This is a genomic window from Streptomyces sp. KL109B, assembly GCF_030766935.1.
GTDB lineage: Bacteria > Actinomycetota > Actinomycetes > Streptomycetales > Streptomycetaceae > Streptomyces.
Genome location: NZ_JASERL010000001.1, coordinates 1,170,876 through 1,194,125, shown reverse-complemented (window position 1 = coordinate 1,194,125; position 23,250 = coordinate 1,170,876). Strand labels below are relative to the sequence as shown.

Here is a 23,250-nt window from a genome sequence, read left to right as displayed (position 1 = left end):
CGTCACTCCCCCGGGAGCTTCGGGGCCGGGATGCCGACCGTCTGGAGTTCGGCGCCGACCGACGTCGGCCACGCCTCCGCCACCGCGTCCGGGGTCCAACCCCCGTCCGCGTAGGCCGACTTGATCTCCTGCGGGTGCGACCAGAGGGTGAGGCGGTCGCCGCCGATGCCGATGGCCTGGCCGGTGATCCCCCGCGCGGCCGAGGACGCGAGGAAGGGGACGAGGGCCGCGCAGTCCTCCGGGGTGCCGAAGCCCTCGCCCTTGCGGAGGAAGGACGGCAGCGGGTCGCCGCCGCGCATCGCCTCCACGTACGGGGCGAAGGCCGGGATCGTCTCCGTCATGGCCGTCGCGGCGACCGGGACGATCGCATTGACCGTGATGTTCGCGCGGGCCAGCTCCATCGACCAGGTGCGGGCCATGGCGACGATGCCGGCCTTCGCGGCGGCGTAGTTCGTCTGGCCGAAATTGCCCCGCTGCCCGGCGGGCGAGCCGACGAGGACGAGCGTGCCGCCCTCGCCCTGCTCGCGCATCCGGACGGCGGCGGCGCGGGCGCAGGTGAAGGTGCCCTTGAGGTGGGTCGTGACGACGGCGTCGAAGTCGTCGTCGGTCATCTTCCACAGCACCTTGTCGCGCAGGATGCCGGCGTTGGTGACGAGGACGTCGAGCCGGCCGAACTCGCTCACCGCCCGCGCCACCAGCCGGTCCGCCGCCTCGGCGGTGCCGACCGGAACCACCTCGGCGACGGCCGTGCCGCCCGCCTCACGGATGGACTTCACGGCGGCGTCCGCCACCGCCTCGTCGACGTCGTTGACGACGACCGAGGCGCCGTGGGCGGCCAGGGCATGGGCGTAGGCGAGTCCGAGGCCGCGGCCGCCGCCGGTGACGACGGCGGCCTTGCCGGTGAGATCGATGGACACGTGCGGGTCCTTCCTGCCAGCGATGCGTGGGGCGAGAAAGAAGCTAAGAGCAATGATTGGTGACGTCAATAGTTGTTGCCGACCCGGGTATGCGGGACACTGGCCCGGCACGAGGCGAGACCACGCCCAGGACCACACCAAGGCCACGCCCAGGACCACGTAGGGAGACCCCATGAACCCCGCCCCGATCGACGCGCACGAGCCATGGATGCGCGGGCTGCACGCCGACACGGGCTATCTGCTGTACCGCCTCGGCCTGCGTTCGGGGCAGTTGTTCAACGCCTCGCTCCAGGAGTCCGGCCTGCGGCTTCGGCACTACGCGGTGCTGCGCTTTCTGGCCACGGGTGAGGGCGCGCCACAGAGAGAGTTGAGCGCGCGGCTCGGTTACGACCCCAGCGCGATCGTGGGGCTGGTCGACGACCTGGAGAAGGCCGGTTTCGTCGAGCGGCGGCCTTCGCCCGAAGACCGCCGCAGGCGGATCGTCGTCCTCACGGATGACGGGCGGGGCTTCCTGCGTGACACGGACGAGGCGGGGCTGCGGGTGACGAGCGAGCTGCTCGAACCGCTGGACGCGGACGAGTGCGAGGCGCTGCACGGGCTGTTGTTGCGGGTGGCGGAGGCGGGGCTCGGCGGGTGATGCGGCGGATGCGGGTGGCGGATACTTTCGGCCGTTGTCGACTTCTCGTTACGGAGACCCGTGCGGAATCCCCCTGAGCGATTGTCATTCCTGCTCAGGACTGTGAGAGCCGCCACGCGAAGCCGATCCAGGTTTACTCGCGCCCCACCACGTGACTACGGTGCGGTCGATGTCTCGCAGCCACTTGAACCTCACAAATCCAGGAAGATGCGTATCCGGTAGCCGGGGTTCCCAACGGGAGGGATCGTGAGCGAACCGGTACAGCTCGCGGCTCATCGCGCCCCGCTGCCCGCGCAGCAGGACGCCGTCGCACCCGCGAGTTCACCTTCCGGGGCTTCCGGGAGACAGGCGGCCGCTCCGGCCGCCGCCGCGACACAGAAGGGCGGCAAGGCGCGGGACGCGTTCTACGACAACGCCAAGTACCTGGCGATCGTCCTCGTCGCGATGGGCCACTCCTGGGAGCCGCTGCGCGACGGGAGTCGGGCGGCCTCCGCCCTCTACATCATCGTTTACACGTTCCACATGCCGGCGTTCATCGTCATCTCCGGCTACTTCTCGCGGTCGTTCGACGCGAGCCCCGGTCGGCTGAAGCGGCTGATCACGGGTGTGGCCGTGCCGTACGTGGTGTTCGAGGTCGTCTACACACTGTTCAAGCGGTACGCGGGTGACGACCCCGGCTACGACTTCAGCCTGCTCGACCCCTGGTACCTGACCTGGTTCCTGGTCTCGCTGTTCGTGTGGCGGCTGAGCACGCCGATCTGGAAGACGATCCGCTGGCCGCTGCCGGTGGCGCTCGCCATCGCCGCGCTCGCCTCCGTCTCCCCCAGCATCGGCGACGACCTGGACATGCAGCGGCTGCTGCAGTTCCTTCCGTTCTTCGTCCTCGGCCTGTGCCTGAAGCCGGAGCACTTCCAGCTGGTGCGCCGCAAGGAGGCGCGGATCATCGCGGTTCCGGTGTTCGCGGGTGCGCTGCTGTTCGCGTACTGGGCGGCGCCGCGGATGACCGCCGCGTGGACGTACCACCGGGACAGCGCGCAGGAATTGGGCGCGCCCGGCTGGACCGGCATCGTCATGACGCTGGCCATGTTCGGCTGCTCGGTCATCCTCACCGCGTGCTTCTTCGCGTGGGTGCCGGGGCGCAAGCTGTGGTTCACGGCGCTCGGTGCGGGCACGCTGTACGGCTACCTGTTGCACGGCTTCGTCGCCAAGGGGTCCCGGTTCTGGGACTGGTACGAGGTGGACTGGGTGCACACGCCGTGGGGTGAGGTCGTGGTGACGTTGCTCGCGGCGAGCCTGATCACTGTGCTGTGTACGCCACCGGTGCAGAGGATGTTCCGGTTCGTGATGGAGCCCAAGATGGAGTGGGCGTTCAAGCGGGATGCGGCGAAGGTGGCCAAGGGGTAGTTGCCGGTCGCTTCTTGGCCGGTGGGGTTGTTGCGGTCTCGGGGCTCTGCCCCGGGCCCCGCGCCTCAATCGCCGGCGGGGCTTGAAATGCCGAACCGGGCCCCGCTGCTCAAGCGCCGCAGGGGCTTGAAGTGCCGAACCGGGCCCCGCTGCTCAAGCGCCGCAGGGGCTTGAATCGGGCTTGAATGGGTTAGGCCGACGTCTTTTTGCGAGGCGTCGGCTTTTTCTTTGTCGTCTTCTTCGCCGTCGTGGTCTTCTTCGCCGTCGTGGTCTTCTTCTTGGCGGTCTTCTTCAGGGGTCTCACCTCGGCCTCTGCCTCGGCCTCTGCCTCGCCCTCGCCCTCGTTCCGGGCCTTCTTGGCCGCTCGTACGCTGCTTTCCAGGGCCGACATGAGGTCGATGACCTTGCCGTCCGCGGGGCCCTTCTTCTTGCTGGGCCCGGTCGGCTTCGTGTCGGAGGACTTGGCCGCGATCATCTCCTCCACGGCGTCCCGGTAGTCGTCGTGCAGGGAGTCCAGGTCGACCTCGCCGAGCGTGTCCATCAGGGCGTCCGCGAGGTCGAGTTCGGCGTCGCGGACCTTGACGTGGGAGTCGGGGGCGGCGTCCTGGGGTGAGCGGATCTCGTCGGGCCAGAGCAGGCCGTGCATCGCGATGACGTCGTCGACGACGCGCAGCATCCCGAGGCGTTCCCTGCCGCGCAGGGCGAACTTGGCGATCGCCACCTTGTTGCTGCGCTTCAGCGCCTCGCGCAGCAGCGTGTACGGCTTGGCGGCCTGGGCGCCGTTGACCTGGAGGTAGTACGCCGTGCCCATCTGGAGCGGGTCGATCCGGTCGGCCGGTACGAAGGCGACGATCTCGATGGTCTTGGCCGTGGGGATCGGGAGCTGGGCGAGGTCGTCCTCCGTGATCGGGACGATCGAGCCGTCCGCCTCCTCGTAGCCCTTGCCGATCTCGTCGTTCGGGATCTCCTTGTCCTCCAGCTCGCACACCTTGTGGTAGCGGATGCGGCCGCCGTCCTCCAGGTGGATCTGGCGGAAGGAGATCGAGTGGTTCTCGGTGGCGTTGACCAGCTTGATGGGGATGCTGACCAGGCCGAAGGAGATGGCGCCGTTCCATATGGAGCGCACGGGGTACCTCCCGTTTCGGCGTTATGCGCGGTTTGTCAGAGTATTAGCGTATGACGCCCATCACAGAAGTGGAGGGGCGGCGGCTCGCGCTCAGCAATCTGGAGAAGGTGCTGTATCCGGCCTCCGGGTTCACCAAGGGTGAGCTGCTGCACTACTACGCGACCGTCGCGGAGCCGCTGCTCGCGCACCTCTCCGGCCGTCCGGTGTCCTTCCTGCGCTTTCCGGACGGGCCCGAGGGGCAGCGGTTCTTCGCCAAGAACGTGCCGCCGGGGACGCCCTCCTGGGTGCGGACGGCGGAGGTGCCGCGGTCGGGGGGCGGCGTTGCGCGGCAGGTTCTCGTGGAGGATCTGGCGACGTTGATGTGGGCGGCGAACCTGGTCACCGAGTTTCACGCTCCGCAGTGGCGGGTGGAGGCGCCGGGGGTCGCGGACCGGATCGTGTTCGACCTGGATCCGGGGGCGCCGGCCGATGTGGTGCAGTGCTGCGAGGTGGCGGTGTGGCTGCGGGAGCGGTTGGCGCGGGACGGGTTGCGGGCGTATCCGAAGACGTCCGGGTCCAAGGGCTTGCATCTGCTGGTGCCGGTGGTGCCGACGGCGTCGGAGCGGGTCAGTGCGTATGCGAAGGGGGTGGCGAGGGAGGCGGAGGCGGGGTTGCCGGGGCTTGTGGTGCATCGGATGGCGCGGAGTCTGCGGGGCGGGAAGGTGTTCGTCGACCACAGTCAGAATTCGGCGGCGAAGACGACGGCGGTGGCTTATACGGTGCGGGCGCGGGGGGAGCCGACTGTGTCGGCGCCGGTGGCGTGGGGGGAGGTGGAGGGGTGTTCGGTGGCGGGTGAGTTGCGGTTCTTGGTGGGGGATGTGGTGGGGCGGGTTGAGCGGGACGGGGATTTGTTGGGGTCGATGTTCGAGGGGGGCGTGGCTGGGGAGTTGTGAGTGTGGCGCGGATGGGGTTGCGGTTGCGGGGCTCCGCCCCGGGCCCCGCGCCTCAAGCGCCGGCGGGGCTGGAAATACCGAACCGGCGGGGCTGGAGATGCCGGAACGGCGTTACGGACGCGGGGCTCCGCCCCGGACCCCGCGCCTCAAGCGCCGGCGGGGCTGGATTTACCGAACCGGCGGGGCTGGAAATGCCGGAACGGCGGGGCTGGAGATTCCGGAACGGCGGGGCTGGAGATGCCGGAACGGTGTTGCGCCTCAAGTGCCGGTGCGCAGGGGCTTGGGATGGTCGGTGGTTATACGCGGGTCCATGTCGATCGGTCGCGGGCCATGGAGTGGAGGGCTTCTACGTCGGCCGGTTTGAGGAGGCCGCCGGTGCGGGCGAGGGGGGCGAGTTCGGTGGCGGTGAAGAGGCGGACGTCGCGGGGGGCCGTTGTCGTCTCTACGTGGGAGGGGTCCAGCAGGACCAGGGTGGCGCGGACCTCCGCGGTCAGGGCGAAGGAGGCGCGGGAGGCGTCGGCGCGCAGGCGGCGGAGGAGGGGCTGGGGGTCGGCGCGGCCCACGGTCACCCACGGGTCGCCGATCCGTACCCGGCGGCCCTTGACCGGCAGCGTGTGCAGGGCGAAGAGGCCGCCGGGGCCGATCAGGAGGTGGTGGATGTGGTCGCCGCCGGGCAGCGGGACCGAGTGCAGGGCGCGCCAGCCGACCGCTTCGAGGCCGTCGAGGATCTCGCCGACCCGCTGTTGCGCGGCGAGCTCCTTGCGGCGCGGGTCGGCGCGCAGCCGGCGCTGGGGCGTCGGGTCGCGGTCGAGGGCGATGACGAGGGCCTCGCCGGGCCGGTTCGGCGCGAGGTCGTCGTCGGGGTGGAGGGTGAGCCCGGCGAGTTCGGCGGGGGTCGGCACCGGCGGTGGGCCGATGGCGACCTGGCCGACGATGAAGGGGCGGAGGGCGTCGAGGACGTCCGCCCGGTGTGTCTCGCTGAGCAGGTTGACCCGGGCCGCGTCCCGGTCGTACCAGGCGAGGTTCTTGCCGTCGTCCCCGCATACGTAGAGCCACTCCTGGCCGTGCCGCCAGGTCGGTATGACGCGCAGTCCGCTCATGCCCCATCACCCCACGACCATGGGAGCAGCAAGCCCGCCGCAGGGCAATAAGCCGACAGGCCCGGCCGGGCCCGTGACGTTAACGTGTCGAAACAGGCAGGCAGGAGTAGAGGCGGGAGCGTGGTGGTGTTCAGGCGGCTCGGGCTCGTGGGCGTCGGCGCGGCCGCCGTCGGACTGCTCTGTGCGGGCTGCGGGGACTCCGGTGGTCTGGAGAGCGCGGGGCCGACGCCGACCGCCGTCGGGCCGGAGCGGCTGTGGCCCACGCTGCCGCCCGCGACCCGCGCCGCCGACGACTACGGCGCCGGGGAGACGGCCGTGGTCAAGGGGGTCGAGGTGCCCGGCGGGAGGCTGCGGGAGGTCGATCCCGTCACGATCGTGCGGGCGCGGGTCGCCGCCGCGCCGGACGACTACGAGGACATCGCGGGGGCCGTGGCGAAGTGTTCGGGCGGCGCGTCCGGCTGTCCCGTTCTCGAGGCGTACTACCGGGATCTCACCGGTGACGGGCACGACGACCTGCTCGTCGCCGTGCGTGCCCCGAACCGGCAGGCGTATCTGCAGACGTACACGTACAGCGGCGGGAAGCTGACGCAGATCATGGATGACAAGGACGCCGTCATCAACGTGCATCTGGCGGGCCGGAACATCGTCGTGCGGGCCGCCGCCGACCTGGCCGGATACGAGTACCGCACGTCCTGGTCGTACGACCGTCATCAGAAGGCGATGCTGCCGACCCGGGACGAGATCCTGCGCACCGGGTCGCCCAGCGCCTCCTCTCCGCCGCCCAGCACCCCCACTCCGTCGCCGAGTCGCTCGTGAAGGGGCGGCTGCCGCGGTTGCCCGCCTGGACCGCTTCCCTGACCTGGAAGGCGACCGTGTTTCTGACGGTCATGTGCTGTGCGCTCGCCGCGTTGCTCGGCGTCCTCGTGCATGTGTCGGTCACCGATCAGACGATGGGGCAGGCCCGTGAGCGCGCGCTGACCCTCCTGGAGTCCGCCACCCACCGGTACGAGGCCGGGGGCAGGCTCGCGCCGGGCGCGGGCCTCGATCCGCCGGGCCTGCCGGGCGAGCTGCGCGCCCTCGCCGCGCGCGGGCAGCGCGGCACCATGGTCGCCGAGCACCAGCGGCGCCCCACCATGTGGGCGGCGGGGCCCGCGGCCACCGGCGGCGAAGGGAAGGGCCGGGCGCTCGCGGTGCGGGTCGACTTCGGGCAGGGGCAGCGCACCATCGACGGGCTCGACCGGGCGATCCTCACCTCGTCGGTGCTCGCGATCGGGGCGACGCTGCTGGTCGGCGCGTTCGCGGTGACCCGTGTGACGCGGCGGCTGCACGCCACGGCGCGGGTCGCGCGCAGGATCAGCGCGGGCGACATGGACGCGCGGGTCGACGACTCGCGTACGAAGGATCCGGGGCGGCGTCAGGACGAGGTGGCGGCGGTCGCGGGGGCGCTCGACAGCATGGCGGGTTCCCTGCAGGGGCGGATCCTGACCGAGCAGCGGTTCACCGCCGACGTGGCCCATGAGCTGCGTACGCCGTTGACCGGGCTGCACGCCGCCGCCGAGCTGCTGCCGCCGGGGCGGCCCACGGAGCTGGTCAGGGACCGGGTCGCCGCGCTGCGCACGCTCACCGAGGACCTGCTGGAGATCTCCCGGCTCGACGCGCGCAGCGAGCGCCTCGATCTGGGCGAGGTGTGGCTGGGCGCGGTGGCGGAGCGGGTGGTGCGGGCGGCGTCGGCTGCCGAGGGGGCGGCCACCGAGGTCGAGCTCGTGCGGGACGTCCGCGTGGTCACGGACCGGCGCCGCCTGGAGCGGGTGCTCGGCAACCTCGTGGCGAACGCGCACCGGCACGGCGCCCCGCCGGTCGTGCTGAGCGTGGACGGGCCGGTGATCACGGTGCGCGACCACGGCGCCGGCTACCCCGGCTATCTCGTGGAGCACGGCCCGCAGCGGTTCCGCACCGACGGCGGTGCGCGCGGGCACGGGCTCGGCCTGACGATCGCGCTCGGGCAGTCCGAAGTCCTGGGCGCGCGCCTTGAGTTCGGGAACGCGCCGGACGGCGGAGCGGTGGCGCGGCTGACGCTGCCGTACGAGGAGGAGGCCGGGCCCGAGGGGCGTAGCCGAGAGTGACCTTTTGCGCGCCCTCTGTGCCGCTTTTAGTGTGAAACCGGGAATTTTCCCCCCTCTCCCGTCACTCCCTCCCCTCCCCCCCCCATCCGCCAGGAGGACCCCCATGACCCTCACCACCCGGCTCGGCATAGGCCTCGCCTCCGTCGCCGCCCTCGTCACCACCGCCGCCGTCCCCGCCGCCGGCACCGGCACCCCCGGGGCCGACGAGCCGCCGCCGACCTACAAGGGCCGCGTCGTCGCGAAGTCCGGGCTGCTGCTGCGCGACGACCCGACCCGCGGCGCCAAGGTCGTCCGCTCCGAGCCGTACGGCGCGACCGTCACGATCTTCTGCAAGACCAAGGGCGACGAGGTCGGCGGGAACTCGAACTGGTACCTGCTGACCGACGGCACATGGGCCTGGGGTTCCGCGAAGTACATCGAGAACGTCGGTGCCGCGCCCCGCTGGTGCTGACATAACAGGACATCAGGTAATTGCTTGCTACGTTCCCGGTATGACCGGATCCGGATCGGGAACGAACACCACCTCCGCGGTGCCCGCTGTGCGCGTCCCCAAGCGCCGGGGCACCGAACTGGCCCTGCTCGTCGTGGCCGTGCTGCTCAGCGTCTACGGCTACATCGACGTAGGGCTCGCGAAGGACAGCAGGGTCCCGGGCGGCGCGGCGAGTTACGGCGCCGGGCTCGGGGCCCTCGCCCTCGTCGCACACCTCGTCGTCCGTTTCCGCGCCCCGTACGCCGATCCGCTGGTGCTGCCGATCGCGGTGCTGCTCAACGGCCTCGGCCTGGTGCTGATCTGGCGGCTCGACCTGGAGACGCCGAGCGATCAGGCGGCGCCCACGCAGCTGATCTGGTCGACGCTCGGCGTGGCCCTGTTCATCCTGACCGTGCTCTTCCTGCGCGACCACCGGGTGCTGCAGAGATACGCGTACATCTGCGTCGTCACGGCGCTGATCCTGATGATCCTGCCGATCTTCTTCCCGCCGATCAACGGCGCCCGGATCTGGATCCAGATCGGCAGCTTCTCCATCCAGCCGGGCGAGTTCGCCAAGATCCTGCTCGCGATCTTCTTCGCCAGCTATCTCGCGGCCAACCGCAACGCCCTCGCGTACACCGGCAAGCGGGTCTGGAAGTTCCAGCTGCCGACGATGCGGGTGTTCGCGCCGATCCTGGTGATCTGGCTGATGACGGTCGGCGTGCTCGTCCTGGAGACCGACCTCGGCACCTCGCTGCTCTTCTTCGGACTCTTCGTGATCATGCTGTACGTGGCCTCGGGGCGCGGCAGTTGGATCGCGATCGGCCTCGTGCTCGCGGCGGTCGGCGCGGTCATCGTCGCCTCCTTCGAGCCGCATGTGCACAGCCGTGTCGAGGACTGGCTGCACCCCTTCGCCTCCATCGACGCGGGCCAGGGCGCCAGCCAGCTCGCGCAGTCGCTGTTCGCGTTCGCGGCGGGCGGGATGCTCGGCACGGGCCTCGGGCTCGGGCACTCCATCCTCATCGGCTTCGCCGCCAAGTCGGACTTCATCCTGGCCACCGCGGGCGAGGAGTTGGGGCTCGCCGGGCTCACCGCGATCTTCATGCTGTACGCGCTGCTCGTGGAGCGCGGCTACCGGGCGGGGCTGGCGCTGCGCGATCCGTTCGGCCGGCTGCTCTCCATCGGGCTCGCCTCGATCGTCGCGCTCCAGGTGTTCGTCATCGCCGGCGGCGTGATGGGCCTGATCCCGCTCACCGGCATGGCGATGCCGTTCCTCGCGCAGGGCGGTTCGTCCCTCGTCACCAACTGGATCATCGTCGCGATCATCATCCGGGTCAGCGACCGGGCGCGAAGCCAGCTGCTGCCGCCCGAGTCCCGCGAGAACGCCCCGGAGTCCGTGGAGGGCACCAAGTGACCAAGTACATCCGCCGGGCCTCCGTCTTCTGCCTGATCCTGCTGGTGGCGCTGCTCGTGAACGCGGCCCGCATCCAGTTCTTCCAGGCCGACAAGCTGGACGACAACTCGGCCAACCGCCGCTCCACGATCGAGCGTTACGGGCAGCCGCGCGGCAACATCCTCGTACAGGGAAATTCGATCACCGGCTCCAAGGACACCGGGGAGTCGCTGCGCTACGAGCGGACGTACAAGAACGGCCCGCTGTACGCGCCCGTCACCGGCTACGCCTCGCAGACGTACGGCACGACGTTCGTGGAGAGCGCCGAGGACGGCATTCTCTCCGGCACCGATCCGATGCTGTCCAAGGTGCCGTTCTGGAACGAGATCTCCCGCGTCCAGAACCCCGGCGGCGACGTCAAGACCACCATCAACGCCCGCGCGCAGCAGGCCGCGTACAACGGGCTCGGCGGCAAGAAGGGCGCGGTCGCGGCGATCGAGCCGTCGACCGGGAAGATCCTGGCGCTGGTCTCCACCCCCTCGTACGACCCCGGGAAGATCGCCGGGACCGACTCCGCTTCGACCGACGCGTGGTCCGCGCTGAACAAGGACGACGACCAGCCGATGCTCAACCGGGCGCTGCGCCAGACGTATCCGCCGGGCTCCACGTTCAAGGTGGTCACCGCCGCCGCGATCCTGGAGAACAACATCGTCAACGGCATCAATACGTCGACCGACACCCCGTCCCCGTACACCCTGCCCGGCACGACGACGCAGCTGACGAACGAGTCCGCCTCCGATGCCTGCACGAACGCGACGCTCGAATACGCGCTGCGGGTCTCCTGCAACACCGTGTTCGCCAACCTCGGCGTGCAGACCGGGCTCTCCGACATGGTCAAGATGTCGGAGAACTTCGGCTTCAACGACAGCGGCATCAAGGTCCCGATGGCGGCGGCGAAGTCGAACTTCGACACCGACATGAACGACTCGCAGCTCGCCCTCTCCTCCATCGGCCAGTACGACACCGCCGCCACGCCGCTGCAGATGGCGATGGTGTCGTCGGCCGTCGCCAACGGCGGCGCGCTGATGCAGCCGCACCTGGTCGACAAGACCACGACGTCCGACGGCGACACCGTCTCCGAGACCGGCGACGACACGTACAAGCAGGCCATGTCCCCTTACACCGCCACGCAGTTGCAGACGATGATGGAGGACGTCGTCTCCGAGGGCACGGGCACCGGGGCGCGGATCCCCGGCGCCACGGTCGGGGGCAAGACCGGTACGGCGCAGCACGGCGAGAACAACGAGGGCACGCCGTATGCCTGGTTCATCTCCTACGCCAAGGAGAAGGACGCGGATACGCCGAAGGTGGCGGTGGCGGTGGTGGTTGAGGACGCGTCGGCGAATCGGGCGGATATCAGTGGTGGGGGGAGCGCGGCGCCGGTCGCCAAGTCGGTGATGGAGGCGGTGCTGGGGTCGTCGTCCGACTGAGGGAGTGGGGGGTGCGGTCGCGGGGCTCTGCCCCGGACCCCGCGCCTCAATCGCCGGCGGGGCTTGAAATACCTGCTTCGATCGCCTCGTCCACCTCCTCCACCCGATCCCGCTCCTCCTTCGCGAAGCGTTCCGCGTCGAGGGTTTCGGCGATTTCCTCGTCCTGGGCCATGAGCTGGTCGAGGTTGGCGTTGCCCATGTCGAAGACGCCCATGTCGACGTAGGCCTGTTGCAGGCGCTTGCCCCACAGGCCGATGTCCTTGACGCACGGGACGATCCGCGAGAACAGCAACTGGCGGAACATGGCCAGGAATTCGGACTGTTCCGTGTACTTCTCGGCGTCGGCCTTGGGGACGCCGAAGTTCTCCAGGACCTCGAGGCCGCGCAGCCGGTCGCGCATCAGGTAGCAGCCCTCGATGACGAACTCCTCGCGCTCGCGCAGTTCGGCGTCGGAGAGCTGCTTGTAGTAGTCGCGCAGCGCCATCCGCCCGAAGGCCACGTGCCGGGCCTCGTCCTGCATCACGTACGCGAGGATCTGCTTGGGCAGCGGCTTGTCGGTGGTGTCGCGCAGCAGGCCGAAGGCGGCGAGGGCGAGGCCCTCGATGAGGACCTGCATGCCGAGGTACGGCATGTCCCAGCGGGAGTCGCGGAGCGTGTCGCCGAGGAGGGACTGGAGGTTGTCGTTGATCGGGTAGAGCATGCCGAGCTTCTCGTGCAGGAAGCGGCCGTAGATCTCCGCGTGCCGCGCCTCGTCCATGGTCTGCGTCGCCGAGTAGAACTTGGCGTCGAGGTCGGGCACGGACTCCACGATCCGGGCGGCGCACACCATCGCGCCCTGTTCACCGTGCAGGAACTGGCTGAACTGCCAGGAGGCGGAGTGCTTGCGCAGTTCGGCCTTGTCCTTGTCGTTCATCTTCGCCCAGTACGGGGTGTTGTAGAGGGCGAGGACGTCGTCGGGGGTGCCGAGGGGGTCGTACGGATCGACTTCGAGGTCCCAGTCGATGCGCTTCGCGCCGTCCCACTGCTTGTCCTTGCCCTTTTGGTAGAGGGACAGGAGGCGGTCGCGCCCATCGTCGTATTCCCAGCTGAGACGAGCCGAACTGGCCGACGGTACCTGCCAGTTGGGCCCCTCCGGGGCCTTGGTGTACAGCTCATGCGTCGCCATGCTGGCAGGCTCACACGGTGGTAGACGCGGGGTCAACAAGTCGGGCGCAGTCGTGTGCGAGGGATTGACGGGCTTGCTGACGCGCAGTCTCATAAGAGTGAGCACAGGCGTGACCGCCGGTAACCCTGGAATCCCGTACGACGAGGTGGGGACAGCCATGACGACCATGACGGAAGCCGACGCGCTGGCCGGGATGCGGGACGCGCTCGGCCTGCTCAAGGACCGGGAGCAGGTGGCCGAGCGGCTGCTCGACTCTTCCGCCAAGCACTCCTTCGACCCGGACAAGGAGCTGGACTGGCACGCGCCCTTCGAGGAGGGCAAGTGGTTCTGGCCACCGGAACTGGTGTCCCTGTACGGCACCCCGCTGTGGCGGCGGATGAGCGAGGAGCAGCGCATCCAGCTGTCCCAGCACGAGGCGGCGGCGCTTGCCTCGCTCGGCATCTGGTTCGAGCTGATCCTGATGCAGCTGCTGGTGCGGCACGTGTACGACAAGGCGGCGACGAGCGCGCACGTCCGGTACGCCCTCACGGAGATCGAGGACGAGTGCCGGCACTCGAAGATGTTCGCGCGGCTGATATCGCGCGGCGACACCCCCTGGTACCCGGTGGCGCCCGTCCACCACAACCTGGGCCGGCTGTTCAAGACGGTCTCCACGACCCCGGGTTCGTTCACGGCGACGCTGCTCGGCGAGGAGGTCCTCGACTGGATGCAGCGGCTGACGTTCCCCGACGAGCGCGTACAGCCGCTGATCCGCGGCGTGACGCGCATCCACGTCGTGGAGGAGGCGCGCCATGTCCGGTACGCGCGCGAGGAGTTGCGGCGCCAGATGGTGACGGCGCCGCGCTGGTCGCAGGAGTTCACGCGGCTGACGTCGGGCGAGTTCGCGCGCGTCTTCTCCGTGGCGTTCATCAACCCGCAGGTCTACGAGAACGTGGGCCTGAACAAGAAGGAGGCCATGGCCCAGGTCAAGGCCAGCGGCCACCGCCGCGAGGTCATGCAGTCCGGGGCCAAGAAACTGACCGACTTCCTCGACGACATCGGTGTGCTGCGCGGCGTCGGCCGCCAGATGTGGCGGTCTTCGGGACTTCTGGCCTAGACGGTGTGCGCAGGGAGCCGGTTACGCTTCGGGACATGACCTCGGCCACCGGTACCGGCACGCCCGCCTACAAACGGCTCCGTGTGGAGGAGCGGCGCGCGCAGCTGCTGGAATCGGCGCTGTCCCTGTTCGCGCACCGGGCGCCGGAGGAGGTCTCGCTCGACGACGTGGCGGAGGTCGCGGGGGTCTCGCGGCCCCTCGTCTACCGCTACTTCCCCGGCGGGAAACAGCAGTTGTACGAGGCCGCGCTGCGCTCCGCGGCCGAGGAACTGGAACAGTGCTTCGCGGAACCGCCCGAAGGGCCGCTCACGACGCGCCTCACGCGCGCTCTCGACCGCTACCTCGCCTTCGTCGACGAGCACGACATGGGGTTCGCGGCGCTGCTCCAGGGCGGCAGCGTGGTGGAGACCTCCCGTACGACGGCGATCGTGGACGGGGTGCGGCGGGCCGCGGCCGAGCACATCCTCAGCCACCTCGGGCAGGCGGTGCCGGGCCCGCGGCTGCGGATGACCGTACGCATGTGGATCACGGCGGTGGAGGCCGCCTCCCTGATCTGGCTCGACGAGGACAAGCAGCCCCCGCTGGACGAGCTGCGCGACGGCCTCGTCGACCAGTTCATGGCGGTCCTGACGGCGACGGCGGGCCGGGACCCGCAGACCGCGGAGGTGGTGCGGTACGCGCTGGCGCTGGAGTCGCCGGAGGGTCCGGTGGGGGAACTGGCGCGGCGGGTGCTGCCGGTGGTGAGCGGGGCCGGGCACCTGCTGTGATCTGTGGCGCGAGCGGGCATGTGCGTGGGCGTGGGCGTATGCGTGTGCGTTACTTGTAGGCGTGAAGAGCGAAGACATCCCGTTCGTCGGCGGCCCCCTCGACGGGCGGACGCTGCCCGTCCTCACCACCGCGACCGGGAATCCGCCCAAGGTGTACAAGGTGCCGGTGCCGGACCCGGACAAAGGCCCCGACACCGTTCTCGTGTACGTACGTGAGCCCGTGCCCGACGGGAAGGCCGTGCGGCTCGTTCAGAGGTGGCGGTACGCGTACCGGCCCGACGGGAAGGTCGAGCGGACCGTGAAGTGGCCGTGGTCGAAGACCGGGTCGCCCGAGGCGTAGACCCGAGGCGTAAAGGGGGCTCGCCGGGCGGGCAGCGGACGGGCACCGGACGGGTTGCGGGGTTGGGCCGAAGCGAGCAGCCCGAGGGGTGCGCGGGGCGCCTTTCTGTTCATGTTCACGGTGCGGGGCACAGGGGTTGGCCCGCACCGGAGGTGATCAGGTGTCAGGCAGGTGTGTGAGGTGGGCGTGCACGGTGGCCGTGACGGGGGTGCTCACGGGGGTGCTCACGGGGCCGCCGCCCGCGAGCGCGGCCCCGGGGCCGGCGCCCGGGCCCGGCAGTGAGCGGTCCGTCTCCGAACTCCTCGCGGATCTCCAGCGGTTGTACCAGCAGACCGAGGAGGCCACCGAGACGTACAACGCGACGGCCGAGACGCTGAAGGAACGCCGCGAGAAAGCGGACGCGCTGACGAAGAAGCTGACCGCCGCGCGGTCCTCGCTCTCGTCGAGCCGCCTCGACGCGGGACGGCTGGCCCGCCAGCAGTACCAGGGCCGGAGCGAGATCTCCCCCTACGTACGACTCCTGCTCGCGCGCGATCCGCAGCAGGCGCTCGACCAGGGGCGGGTGATGCGGCGCGCCGCACGCGAGCAGCAGGCGACCGTGGAACGGCTCACGGGCCGGGAGAAGAAGGCCGACGCGCTGGCGACGAAGGCGCGGGGCGCGCTGGACGCGCAACTGCGGGTCGCGAAGCGGCAGAAGAAGGACCGGGACGCGGTACGGGACCGTCTGAAGGAGGTCGAGGCGCTGCTCGCGTCGTTGAGCGCCGGGCAACTCGCCGATGTGGCGCGCCTGGAGGAGCAGGGGACGGCCCGTGCGCAGCGGGCGTTCATGGAGTCCGGCGCGCTCGGTTCCTCGGCCGGGAAGGCGCCCTCGGAGGCGGGCGACGAGGCGCTCTCGTACGCGGTCCAACAGATCGGCAAGCCGTATGTGTGGGGCGCCGAGGGCCCCGACTCCTTCGACTGCTCCGGCCTCACGTCGCGGGCGTGGGCGCGGGCGGGGCGGGAGATTCCGCGGACGTCGCAGGAGCAGTGGGCTTCGCTGCCGCGGGTGCCGGTGTCGGAGCTGCGCCCCGGCGACCTGGTCGTCTACTTCCCCAAGGCCACGCACGTGGCGATGTACCTCGGCGACGGCATGGTGATCCAGGCCCCCCGCCCCGGCACCCGCGTCAAGGTCTCCCCCATCGCGGCGAACCCCCTCCTCGGCGCGGTCCGCCCGGACCCGGGGGCGTCGCCGATGTCGGGCTACCGGGCGCCGGTCCTGCCGGACGGGGCGATGGACGGGGGTGACGGGGGCTACGGGGCGGCGGGGGCGCCGTCGGGGGGCCGGTAGGTTGCCCAAGGCGGTGGCGAGTGGGCGTAAATCAAGCCCCTGCGGCGATTGAGCAGCGGGGTCCGGGGCAGAGCCCCGAGGCGTCGACCCCGGGTAGGCGGGACAGGAAGCGCCCGCCCACCCGCGGAGCGGTTACGCCCCGGTCAGCGACCCCAGGTACGCCCCCGTCTTCTCCGGCTCGTAGAAGAAGTTCTCGAAGTCGGACGGGTCGTTGAAGCCGTTGGCGAAGCGGTCGGCGACCGGCTGGAGTTGCATGCCGGCGCCGATCAGGTTCAGGACGTGCTCCGGCGGAGCCTGCAGCATCGTGTTCGTCCACTTCGTGACGTGCCGCGCCGTGTCCCAGTACCGGTCGAACGCCGACTGCATCCACTCCTCGTCGAACGGCTTGTCACCGTGCTCGACGATCGAGGACAGGTACGACGCCGCGCACTTGGAGGCGGAGTTGGAGCCCTGCCCGGTGATCGGGTCGTTCGCGACGACCACGTCCGCGACGCCGAGCACCGCCCCGCCACCCGGCAGGCGGCCAATGGGATTGCGCACGGTCGGGGCGTAACGACCGGCCAACGTACCGTTCGCATCGGTCAGTTCGACCTTCGTGGCGCGCGCGTACTCCCACGGCGTGAACTTCTCCATCAGCTCCAGCGTGAGCGCAAGGTGCTCCGAGGGGTCCTTCACCCCCTTGAACGCGTCGACCGGGCCGCCCGGGACGCCCTCCCAGAAGAGGATGTCCCCGCGGCCGGAGGTCGTGAGCGTCGGCATGACGAAGAGCTCGCCGACGCCGGGGACCAGGTTGCAGCGCACCGCTTCCATGTCCGGGTGCTCCGGCCGGGGCCCGAGCCCGTGCACGTACGCGACGGCGAGCGCGCGCTGCGGCTCGGCGTACGGGGACTTCTCGGCGTCGCGGCCGAACATCGAGACCAGCTCGCCCTTGCCCGCCGAGACCAGCACCAGGTCGTACGTACGGGAGAAGTAGTCGAGGTCGGAGACGGCCGCGCCGTGGATGACGAGCTGCCCGCCGCGCTGCGCGAACGTCTCCATCCAGCCGGCCATCTTCACGCGCTGGTCGACGGACTGCGCGAAGCCGTCGAGCCGGCCGACCCAGTCGATGGCGCGCTGGGTGGGACCCGGGTCGTGCGAGCCGGGCGCCGCCACCGAGACGCCGAGGCCCTCGATCCTCGGGGCCTGCGACTCCCAGAAGTTGAGCTGGAGGTCACGCTCGTGCTGCAACGCCGTGTGGAACATGCACTGCGTCGACATGACCCGCCCGGAACGGATCTCGTCGGCGGTGCGGTTCGACATCAGGGTGACCTCGTACCCCTGGGTCTGCAGGCCGAGGGCGAGTTGGAGACCGGACTGGCCGGCTCCCACGACGAGTATCTTCCGCGACATATGAGACTGCCTTAACTGCCGTAACTAGTGTGTGGGGGGGCGGGCTTACCTGCTCTGAAGAGCCTGAAGAAGGCCGACGAGGCCGAAGAGGCCGAAGAGGACTACTCCGGTGTCGCGTCCAGCGCGTGTCCGACCAGCGCCAAGAGCGTCTCGATCGCCGCGATCCGACGCCGCGCGTCCATGATCAGCACCGGTACGTGCGGCGGCACGGTGAGGGCCTCGCGCACGTCGTCGGCCGCGAACTTCTCCGTGTTGTCGAAGTGGTTGACGGCCACGACGTACGGCAGTCCGCAGCTCTCGAAGTAGTCGAGCGCGGGGAAGCAGTCCTTCAGGCGGCGGGTGTCCGCGAGCACGACCGCGCCGATCGCGCCGCGCACGAGGTCGTCCCACATGAACCAGAACCGCTGCTGACCCGGCGTACCGAACAGGTACAGGACCAGGTCGTCGTCGAGCGTGATGCGGCCGAAGTCCATGGCGACCGTGGTCGTCGTCTTGCCCGGCGTCGCGGTGAGGTCGTCGGTGTCCTCGCTTGCCTGGGTCATCAGCGCCTCGGTTTCGAGGGGCTGGATCTCGGACACGGCGGACACCAGGGTCGTCTTGCCGACGCCGAAGCCGCCCGCCACGATGATCTTCGTGGCGATCGGGGCCCGGGTCCTGTCGGTCTGCCAGGCCTGCAACTGCTCGTCTTCTATCGGCAGTTCGCCGAGCAGGTCAGAGGCGGCGGAGTCCACTCAACACCCTTTCGAGGAGCGCGCGGTCCGGCTGGCCTGGGCCGTGTCCGGTTCCGTACACACGGATCTTTCCCTGGTCGGCGAGGTCGCTGAGCAGCACGCGCACCACGCCGAGCGGCATCTTCAACAGCGCGGCGATCTCCGCGACCGTACGCATCCGGCGGCACAGCGCGACGATGGCCCGCATCTCCGGCATGACGCCGGCGAGCCCGCCCTTGCCGAGCTCCGGGCGCTCCTCGGGCGCCTCGATCGCCGCGGTGCTGGCGATGAACGTCTCCACGAGCAGCACATGGCCGAAGCGGGTGCGGCCACCGGTCAGGGAGTAGGGGCGTACGCGGGCGGGCCTGCGGTCGCCGCCGCGGGTGGGGAGCCTGCTCGGACCGTTCGCACCGTTCGTACTGTGACCGGGGGTACTGCTCGACATGCCGGGGGTCATCGGGTGGCCTCCATGGACTGGCGCAGTTCGCTGCGGAGTTCGGGCGTCAGGACGTGCCCGGCGCGGCCGACGAAGAGCGCCATGTGGTACGCGACGACGCCCATGTCGCAGTCCGCCGCGGCGTGCACGCCGAGCAGCGAACCGTCGCTGATCGACATGACGAAGAGGCTGCCCTCCTCCATCGCGACCATCGTCTGCTTGATGCCTCCGCCGTCCATCAGCTTCGCGGCGCCGATGGTCAGCGAACCGAGCCCGGCGACGATGGCCGCCAGGTCGGCGCTCGACCCTTTGGGGCCGCGGCTCGGGTCGACCGCGGGGGCCGCGTCGTGCCGACCGGGGTCGGAGGAGAGCAGCAGCAGTCCGTCGGACGAGACGACCGCGACGGACTGCAGCCCAGGCACCTCCTCGACCAGATCGGTCAGCAGCCAGTGCAGGTTGCGTGCCTCGCTACTGAGGGCAGGGGTGAGCGCAGTCAACTGCTTGCCTCCTCGGCTGTGTCCCCCTCGACTTCTCCCTGATTACGTTGCTTCAGCTCGGCCGCCACGTCCCGATGGCCCTGGGTGGCGCCGCGGTGGAACCCGCCGAGCCGCTTGCGCAGCGCGTCCGCGTCGACGGAGCCGCTGCGCGGCTTCGGAGCGGAGGCGGGGGCGGCCACCTTCGGGGTGCGCTTGGGCAGACCCTTGGCGGTGACGCGCTCGGGCGCGGGCTCGGGCGCGGGCGCCTGCTCGGGCTCGGGGGCGGGGGCGGGTTCGGGCGCCGGTTCCGGGTGTCCGGCGGGCTCGTCGCCCTCGTCGTGCGGCGCACGCGGGTGCGGCACTTCGGCTACGGGGGCGGGGGCCGGCTCGGGCTCCGAAGGCACCGGTGCGCCCAGGGCCATGGTCGACTCCATAGGAGTCTCCGCAGGAGTCCCCGCCTCACGCACCGCGTGCTCCGCCGCCTCGATCAGCGGGTCGCCCGTCGGCGGCGTCGGCTCCGGCACCGTACGGCCGTACAGCTCATTGGAGTTGGCCTCCGCCTCGGACCCCGCGAGCCGCACCGCCGGTGCCTCGCCGGGGACCAGGACGGCGGGCGGCACCGAGGCCGCGGGCGCGGCGGCGAAGAGCGAGGCGGGCAGCACGGCGACAGCCGCGACGCCGCCCTGCTTCTGCTCGCGCAGCCGGACCCGTACGCCGTGCCGCACCGCGAGGCGGGCGACGACGTACAGGCCGAGCCCGAACCCGTCGACGTCCTCCGGGTCGTGCGCCTCCTCGGCGGTGAAGGAGGAGAGCCGCGTGTTCAGCTCGCGCATCCGCTCGTCGGTCATCCCTATGCCCTCGTCCTGGACGGAGAGCATCACGGAGCCGCTCTCCAGGAGCCAGCCGGAGACCTCGACGGAGGCATCCGGCGGCGAGAACGACGTGGCGTTCTCCAGGAGTTCGGCGACGAGGTGGCTGAGGTCGTCGGCGGCGAAACCGGCGATGTGGGCGTGCGGCGGCAGCGCGGCGATGCGCACCCGCTCGTACCGCTCGATCTCGGAGACGGCGGCGCGCACCATGTCGACGAGCGCCACGGAGCCGCCGTGCTGTGCCCCGCGCTCGGTGCCGGCGAGGACGAGGAGGTTCTCGCTGTGGCGGCGCATGACGGTGGCGGAGTGGTCGAGCTTGTAGAGCGTGGCGAGCCGGTCCGGGTCCTGCTCGCGCTCCTCCAGGCCCTCGATGACGCCGAGTTGGCGTTCGATGAGGCCGAGGGTGCGCAGCGCGAGGTTGACGAAGGTGCCGTGTATCGAGTGCTTGGCCTTGTCCAGCTTGCGGGCGGCATCGGCGAGTTCGGCGCGCAGCCGGTCCCGCTCGTCGGCCATCCGCTGGCGCTCGCCGACGAGGTGCTTGCGGTCGGTCTCCAGGGTGCCGACACGGGAGCCGAGGGCGACGGCGTGCGCGTGCAGGGCGTTGATGGAGTCGACGACCTGGGCGAACTCGTCGTTGCGGCCCTTGTACTTGACCGGTTCCTCGGCGGCCGGGTCGCCCGCGACACGCGCGGAGCCGATCCGCAGCGCGGCGAGCGGCTGGGTCAGCGAGCGCGCGGTCGCCATGGCGACGCCGACGGCGGCGAGGAGGCAGAGGCCGACCAGGGCGATGCGGAGCTCAAGCGCGGTGACGTCGTCGTCGCGCAGCTGCTCCAGTTTCTTGACGCGCTGGTCGCCGAGGGCGGCCTCGGCGCCGCGCATGAGGTCGATGCGGGCGGTGAGGGCGTCCTCGACGCTCTTCGGGTCGTAGCGGAGCTCGCTCGCGCTGAGCGTGGGGGCGTCGGCGAGGTGCTTCAGATACGTCTCGGCGCGGCTGGCGTCGGGTCCCGTGACGGTGGAGTCGTACGCGTTGACGGCCGCGGTCGTCCCCGAGTCGTGGAAGTCGTCGAGCGCGGCCAGCTCGCGCACCCGGGCCCGCTGGCCCTCGGCGCTGAGCGCGTCGCGCTGCCCGCGCGCGGCGGAGGACTGGCCGACGGCGGGCTCGCGCAGTCCGGTGGCCGGGTCGACGCGGCTGCTCGTGGTGCGCGGCACGGCGAGCGCGGCGAGCAGCAGCCCGCGCGCGGCGGAGGCCTGTTCGACGGCGCGGTCCAGGTCGGCGAGTGCGTACGCACCGGAGCCCGCCCGTACGGGTATGCGCTCGGCCAGGTCCTCGGCGAGCGCGTGCAGTTCGCCGATGGCGCGGGAGTACGCGGTGTGGGCCTCCAGGGCGGAGCCCTTGCCGGTGAGGGCGGAGCGGCGTACGGCGGCGACCTGGTCGAGGTCCTCGCGGAGTGCGGCGGGGGCGTCGACGCGCAGCTCGTCGACCTGCCGGTCGACGCGGGCGCCGCGCTCCTCGCTCAGCCCCTGTCCCTTGGGGCGGCCGCCCGCGATGAATCGGGTGACCTCGTCCCGCTCGTCGGCGAGCGCGTGCGAAAGGGCGAGCGCCTTCTGGGTCTGCTGGGCGTCGTCGACGAGCGTCTGCGACTCCCCGACCCGGTCACTGGCCCCAACGATGACGGGAGCCCCGGCCCCGAGTACGGCTGCCGCCACTACGGCCACAGCCACGACCAACCGGCTACGAACGCGGGCACGCTTGCCCCTGTTGGGCAATTCGAGCCCCGCCGGCGATTGAGGCGCGGGGTCCGGGGCAGAGCCCCGAGTCGTCAACCCCGGTGCGGCGGCCACAGCACCCGACACACCATGCCCACTGGCCCCGTTCCCGCCGGAGGTGTTCCCCACTGATGCTCGCATTCCTGACTCGTCCTACCCATGGTCCGGGTGACGCTCCGTCAACACGCGCGCCCCCGATGACCTGGCTGCTCTGGCTCCGAACCCTTCCAGTGCCGGTGAGCAGGGGGCGCCCATCACCTCGCCCGCCACCCGAAGGAGTGAACATCGAGCGGGAGTTGGGGAGCAAGTTCCCTTGCATTGATCACCCTCTGTGAACCGCGCGCGGGTTGGACGTCTTCGGCGGGCTTTGGCAAGATGCCCCGCCACACCTCAGACGGAAGTGATCATTCCGCGCAAACCCGGCGCTCAGGGCCCCTCTTCGACTTGCCGCCCGCCAATTCGCGGCGCCTCGCGCCCTGCTGAGAACCCCTCATGCAGACTGACCGCATGCGCATCGAACTGACCACCGAGCCGGGCTCCCCCGACCGACCGAACGAGGACTTCGTCTCCGTAGTCGCACCGGCCGCAGGGCACGGCGGATCGCTCGTCGTCCTCGACGGGGTCACTCCCCCGGCGGCCGACGTCGGCTGCCGGCACTCCGTCCCGTGGTTCACCGCCCACCTCGGCGGCGCGCTGGCCGAACTGTCCGTTTCACGCCGGGATCTGAGCCTGCTCGACACCCTCGCCGAGGCGATCGCCCGGACCGCCGACGCCCATCGCGACACGTGTGACCTTTCTCACCCGCGTACTCCGCAGGCGACCGTCGTCGTGGCGCGCTGGGACGCGGAGCAGGTGGAACATCTGGTGCTGTCCGACTCGGCGCTGCTGGTCGAGGCCCCCGACGGCACGGTCACACCGCTGCTCGACGCCCGCCTCGACCGGGTCCCGCGCGCCAACCTGGTCTCGAACGAGGTGGCCGACGCCACCGTGCGCAACAAGGAGGGCGGCTTCTTCACGGCCGCCGCGGACCCCTCGGTCGCCCGGCGCGCGGTGACCGGCACGCTGCCCCGCTCCGAGGTGCGGGCGCTGGCCGCGATGACGGACGGGGTGACGCGGTGGGTGGAGAAGTTCCACGAGGGCGACTGGGCGGACCTGTTCACCCTCGTACGCAAGGAGGGGGCGGAGGCGGTGGTGTCACGCGTGCGCGCGCTGGAGGACGCGGACGAACAGACCCGTAAGTACCTGCGCCGCGGCAAGACCCACGACGACGCGACCTTGGCGTACGTGGAGCTCCCCACAAGCCCCGCCGGCGATTGA

General features: G+C 70.7%; 22 protein-coding genes. 13 read left to right on the top strand and 9 right to left on the bottom strand.

The window, feature by feature from the left end; all coding sequences use genetic code 11:
- Positions 1 to 2 precede the first annotated feature (2 nt).
- Positions 3 to 917, bottom strand: a complete 915-nt coding sequence (locus RBJ65_RS05610; protein ID WP_306321861.1) for an SDR family NAD(P)-dependent oxidoreductase — start codon at positions 915 to 917, stop codon at positions 3 to 5.
- Positions 918 to 1,089: 172 nt separating this feature from the next.
- On the opposite strand from RBJ65_RS05610, the gene RBJ65_RS05605 reads away from it, so the two are divergent.
- Together RBJ65_RS05605 and RBJ65_RS05600 are read left to right on the top strand one after the other, a co-directional pair.
- Positions 1,090 to 1,554: a MarR family winged helix-turn-helix transcriptional regulator gene (locus tag RBJ65_RS05605; RefSeq protein ID WP_306321862.1), complete on the top strand. Its 465-nt coding sequence runs from the start codon at positions 1,090 to 1,092 to the stop codon at positions 1,552 to 1,554.
- A 246-nt stretch (positions 1,555 to 1,800) separates the two neighbouring features.
- The gene (locus RBJ65_RS05600) at positions 1,801 to 2,958 is read left to right on the top strand and encodes an acyltransferase family protein (protein WP_306321863.1); all 1,158 of its coding nucleotides are present in this window, start codon (positions 1,801 to 1,803) and stop codon (positions 2,956 to 2,958) included.
- A gap of 190 nt (positions 2,959 to 3,148) precedes the next feature.
- On the opposite strand, the gene RBJ65_RS05595 is transcribed toward RBJ65_RS05600, so the two are convergent.
- The gene (locus tag RBJ65_RS05595; RefSeq protein ID WP_306321864.1) at positions 3,149 to 4,084 is read right to left on the bottom strand and encodes a Ku protein; all 936 of its coding nucleotides are present in this window, start codon (positions 4,082 to 4,084) and stop codon (positions 3,149 to 3,151) included.
- Between the two features lie 50 nt (positions 4,085 to 4,134).
- Between RBJ65_RS05595 and ligD the strand changes: the two genes are divergently transcribed.
- Positions 4,135 to 5,016 (top strand): non-homologous end-joining DNA ligase, encoded by an 882-nt coding sequence (ligD, locus tag RBJ65_RS05590; protein WP_306321865.1) that lies wholly within the window; start codon positions 4,135 to 4,137, stop codon positions 5,014 to 5,016.
- Positions 5,017 to 5,312: 296 nt separating this feature from the next.
- On the opposite strand, the gene RBJ65_RS05585 is transcribed toward ligD, so the two are convergent.
- Entirely contained in the window at positions 5,313 to 6,116 is an 804-nt protein-coding gene (locus tag RBJ65_RS05585; protein WP_306321866.1) for an NERD domain-containing protein, read from the bottom strand.
- A 120-nt stretch (positions 6,117 to 6,236) separates the two neighbouring features.
- On the opposite strand from RBJ65_RS05585, the gene RBJ65_RS05580 reads away from it, so the two are divergent.
- The 5 genes from RBJ65_RS05580 to RBJ65_RS05560 all read left to right on the top strand — a co-directional run bounded on the left by RBJ65_RS05580 (position 6,237) and on the right by RBJ65_RS05560 (position 11,591).
- Positions 6,237 to 6,932, top strand: coding sequence for a hypothetical protein (locus RBJ65_RS05580; protein ID WP_306321867.1), 696 nt, complete (start codon positions 6,237 to 6,239; stop codon positions 6,930 to 6,932).
- Positions 6,933 to 7,003: 71 nt separating this feature from the next.
- Complete coding sequence (locus tag RBJ65_RS05575; RefSeq protein WP_372341385.1) at positions 7,004 to 8,239, top strand: ATP-binding protein; 1,236 nt, start codon at positions 7,004 to 7,006, stop codon at positions 8,237 to 8,239.
- 103 nt (positions 8,240 to 8,342) lie between these two features.
- On the top strand, positions 8,343 to 8,690 hold the full coding sequence (locus tag RBJ65_RS05570) for an SH3 domain-containing protein (RefSeq protein ID WP_306321869.1): 348 nt from the start codon (positions 8,343 to 8,345) through the stop codon (positions 8,688 to 8,690).
- A 40-nt stretch (positions 8,691 to 8,730) separates the two neighbouring features.
- The gene (locus tag RBJ65_RS05565; RefSeq protein ID WP_306321870.1) at positions 8,731 to 10,122 is read left to right on the top strand and encodes an FtsW/RodA/SpoVE family cell cycle protein; all 1,392 of its coding nucleotides are present in this window, start codon (positions 8,731 to 8,733) and stop codon (positions 10,120 to 10,122) included.
- Positions 10,119 to 11,591: a penicillin-binding protein 2 gene (locus RBJ65_RS05560; protein WP_306321871.1), complete on the top strand. Its 1,473-nt coding sequence runs from the start codon at positions 10,119 to 10,121 to the stop codon at positions 11,589 to 11,591. Before RBJ65_RS05565 ends, RBJ65_RS05560 begins: the two co-directional genes overlap by 4 nt.
- A 46-nt stretch (positions 11,592 to 11,637) precedes the next feature.
- On the opposite strand, the gene RBJ65_RS05555 is transcribed toward RBJ65_RS05560, so the two are convergent.
- Entirely contained in the window at positions 11,638 to 12,756 is a 1,119-nt protein-coding gene (locus tag RBJ65_RS05555) for a ferritin-like domain-containing protein (RefSeq protein ID WP_306321872.1), read from the bottom strand.
- 157 nt (positions 12,757 to 12,913) lie between these two features.
- On the opposite strand from RBJ65_RS05555, the gene RBJ65_RS05550 reads away from it, so the two are divergent.
- The 4 genes from RBJ65_RS05550 to RBJ65_RS05535 all read left to right on the top strand — a co-directional run bounded on the left by RBJ65_RS05550 (position 12,914) and on the right by RBJ65_RS05535 (position 16,286).
- Positions 12,914 to 13,852, top strand: coding sequence for a diiron oxygenase (locus RBJ65_RS05550; RefSeq protein ID WP_306321873.1), 939 nt, complete (start codon positions 12,914 to 12,916; stop codon positions 13,850 to 13,852).
- Positions 13,853 to 13,887: 35 nt separating this feature from the next.
- Complete coding sequence (locus tag RBJ65_RS05545; RefSeq protein ID WP_306321874.1) at positions 13,888 to 14,619, top strand: TetR/AcrR family transcriptional regulator; 732 nt, start codon at positions 13,888 to 13,890, stop codon at positions 14,617 to 14,619.
- A gap of 61 nt (positions 14,620 to 14,680) precedes the next feature.
- Complete coding sequence (locus RBJ65_RS05540; protein WP_306321875.1) at positions 14,681 to 14,959, top strand: hypothetical protein; 279 nt, start codon at positions 14,681 to 14,683, stop codon at positions 14,957 to 14,959.
- Between the two features lie 160 nt (positions 14,960 to 15,119).
- Positions 15,120 to 16,286 (top strand): C40 family peptidase, encoded by a 1,167-nt coding sequence (locus RBJ65_RS05535; protein ID WP_306321876.1) that lies wholly within the window; start codon positions 15,120 to 15,122, stop codon positions 16,284 to 16,286.
- Between the two features lie 132 nt (positions 16,287 to 16,418).
- On the opposite strand, the gene RBJ65_RS05530 is transcribed toward RBJ65_RS05535, so the two are convergent.
- The 5 genes from RBJ65_RS05530 to RBJ65_RS05510 all read right to left on the bottom strand — a co-directional run bounded on the left by RBJ65_RS05530 (position 16,419) and on the right by RBJ65_RS05510 (position 22,074).
- Positions 16,419 to 17,675 carry a styrene monooxygenase/indole monooxygenase family protein gene (locus tag RBJ65_RS05530; RefSeq protein ID WP_306321877.1) on the bottom strand — a complete coding sequence of 419 codons (1,257 nt, stop codon included), beginning with the start codon at positions 17,673 to 17,675 and terminating at the stop codon, positions 16,419 to 16,421.
- A 101-nt stretch (positions 17,676 to 17,776) separates the two neighbouring features.
- The gene (locus RBJ65_RS05525; RefSeq protein ID WP_306321878.1) at positions 17,777 to 18,406 is read right to left on the bottom strand and encodes an ATP/GTP-binding protein; all 630 of its coding nucleotides are present in this window, start codon (positions 18,404 to 18,406) and stop codon (positions 17,777 to 17,779) included.
- Positions 18,387 to 18,830: a DUF742 domain-containing protein gene (locus RBJ65_RS05520; protein WP_306321879.1), complete on the bottom strand. Its 444-nt coding sequence runs from the start codon at positions 18,828 to 18,830 to the stop codon at positions 18,387 to 18,389. The genes RBJ65_RS05525 and RBJ65_RS05520 overlap by 20 nt, the downstream gene beginning before the upstream one ends.
- 8 nt (positions 18,831 to 18,838) lie before the next feature.
- A complete protein-coding gene (locus tag RBJ65_RS05515) occupies positions 18,839 to 19,318 on the bottom strand; it encodes a roadblock/LC7 domain-containing protein (RefSeq protein ID WP_306321880.1) in 480 nt (159 codons plus the stop codon).
- Positions 19,315 to 22,074, bottom strand: coding sequence for a nitrate- and nitrite sensing domain-containing protein (locus RBJ65_RS05510; RefSeq protein ID WP_306321881.1), 2,760 nt, complete (start codon positions 22,072 to 22,074; stop codon positions 19,315 to 19,317). The genes RBJ65_RS05515 and RBJ65_RS05510 overlap by 4 nt, the downstream gene beginning before the upstream one ends.
- Before the next feature lie 366 nt (positions 22,075 to 22,440).
- Between RBJ65_RS05510 and RBJ65_RS05505 the strand changes: the two genes are divergently transcribed.
- Positions 22,441 to 23,250, top strand: coding sequence for a protein phosphatase 2C domain-containing protein (locus RBJ65_RS05505; RefSeq protein WP_306321882.1), 810 nt, complete (start codon positions 22,441 to 22,443; stop codon positions 23,248 to 23,250).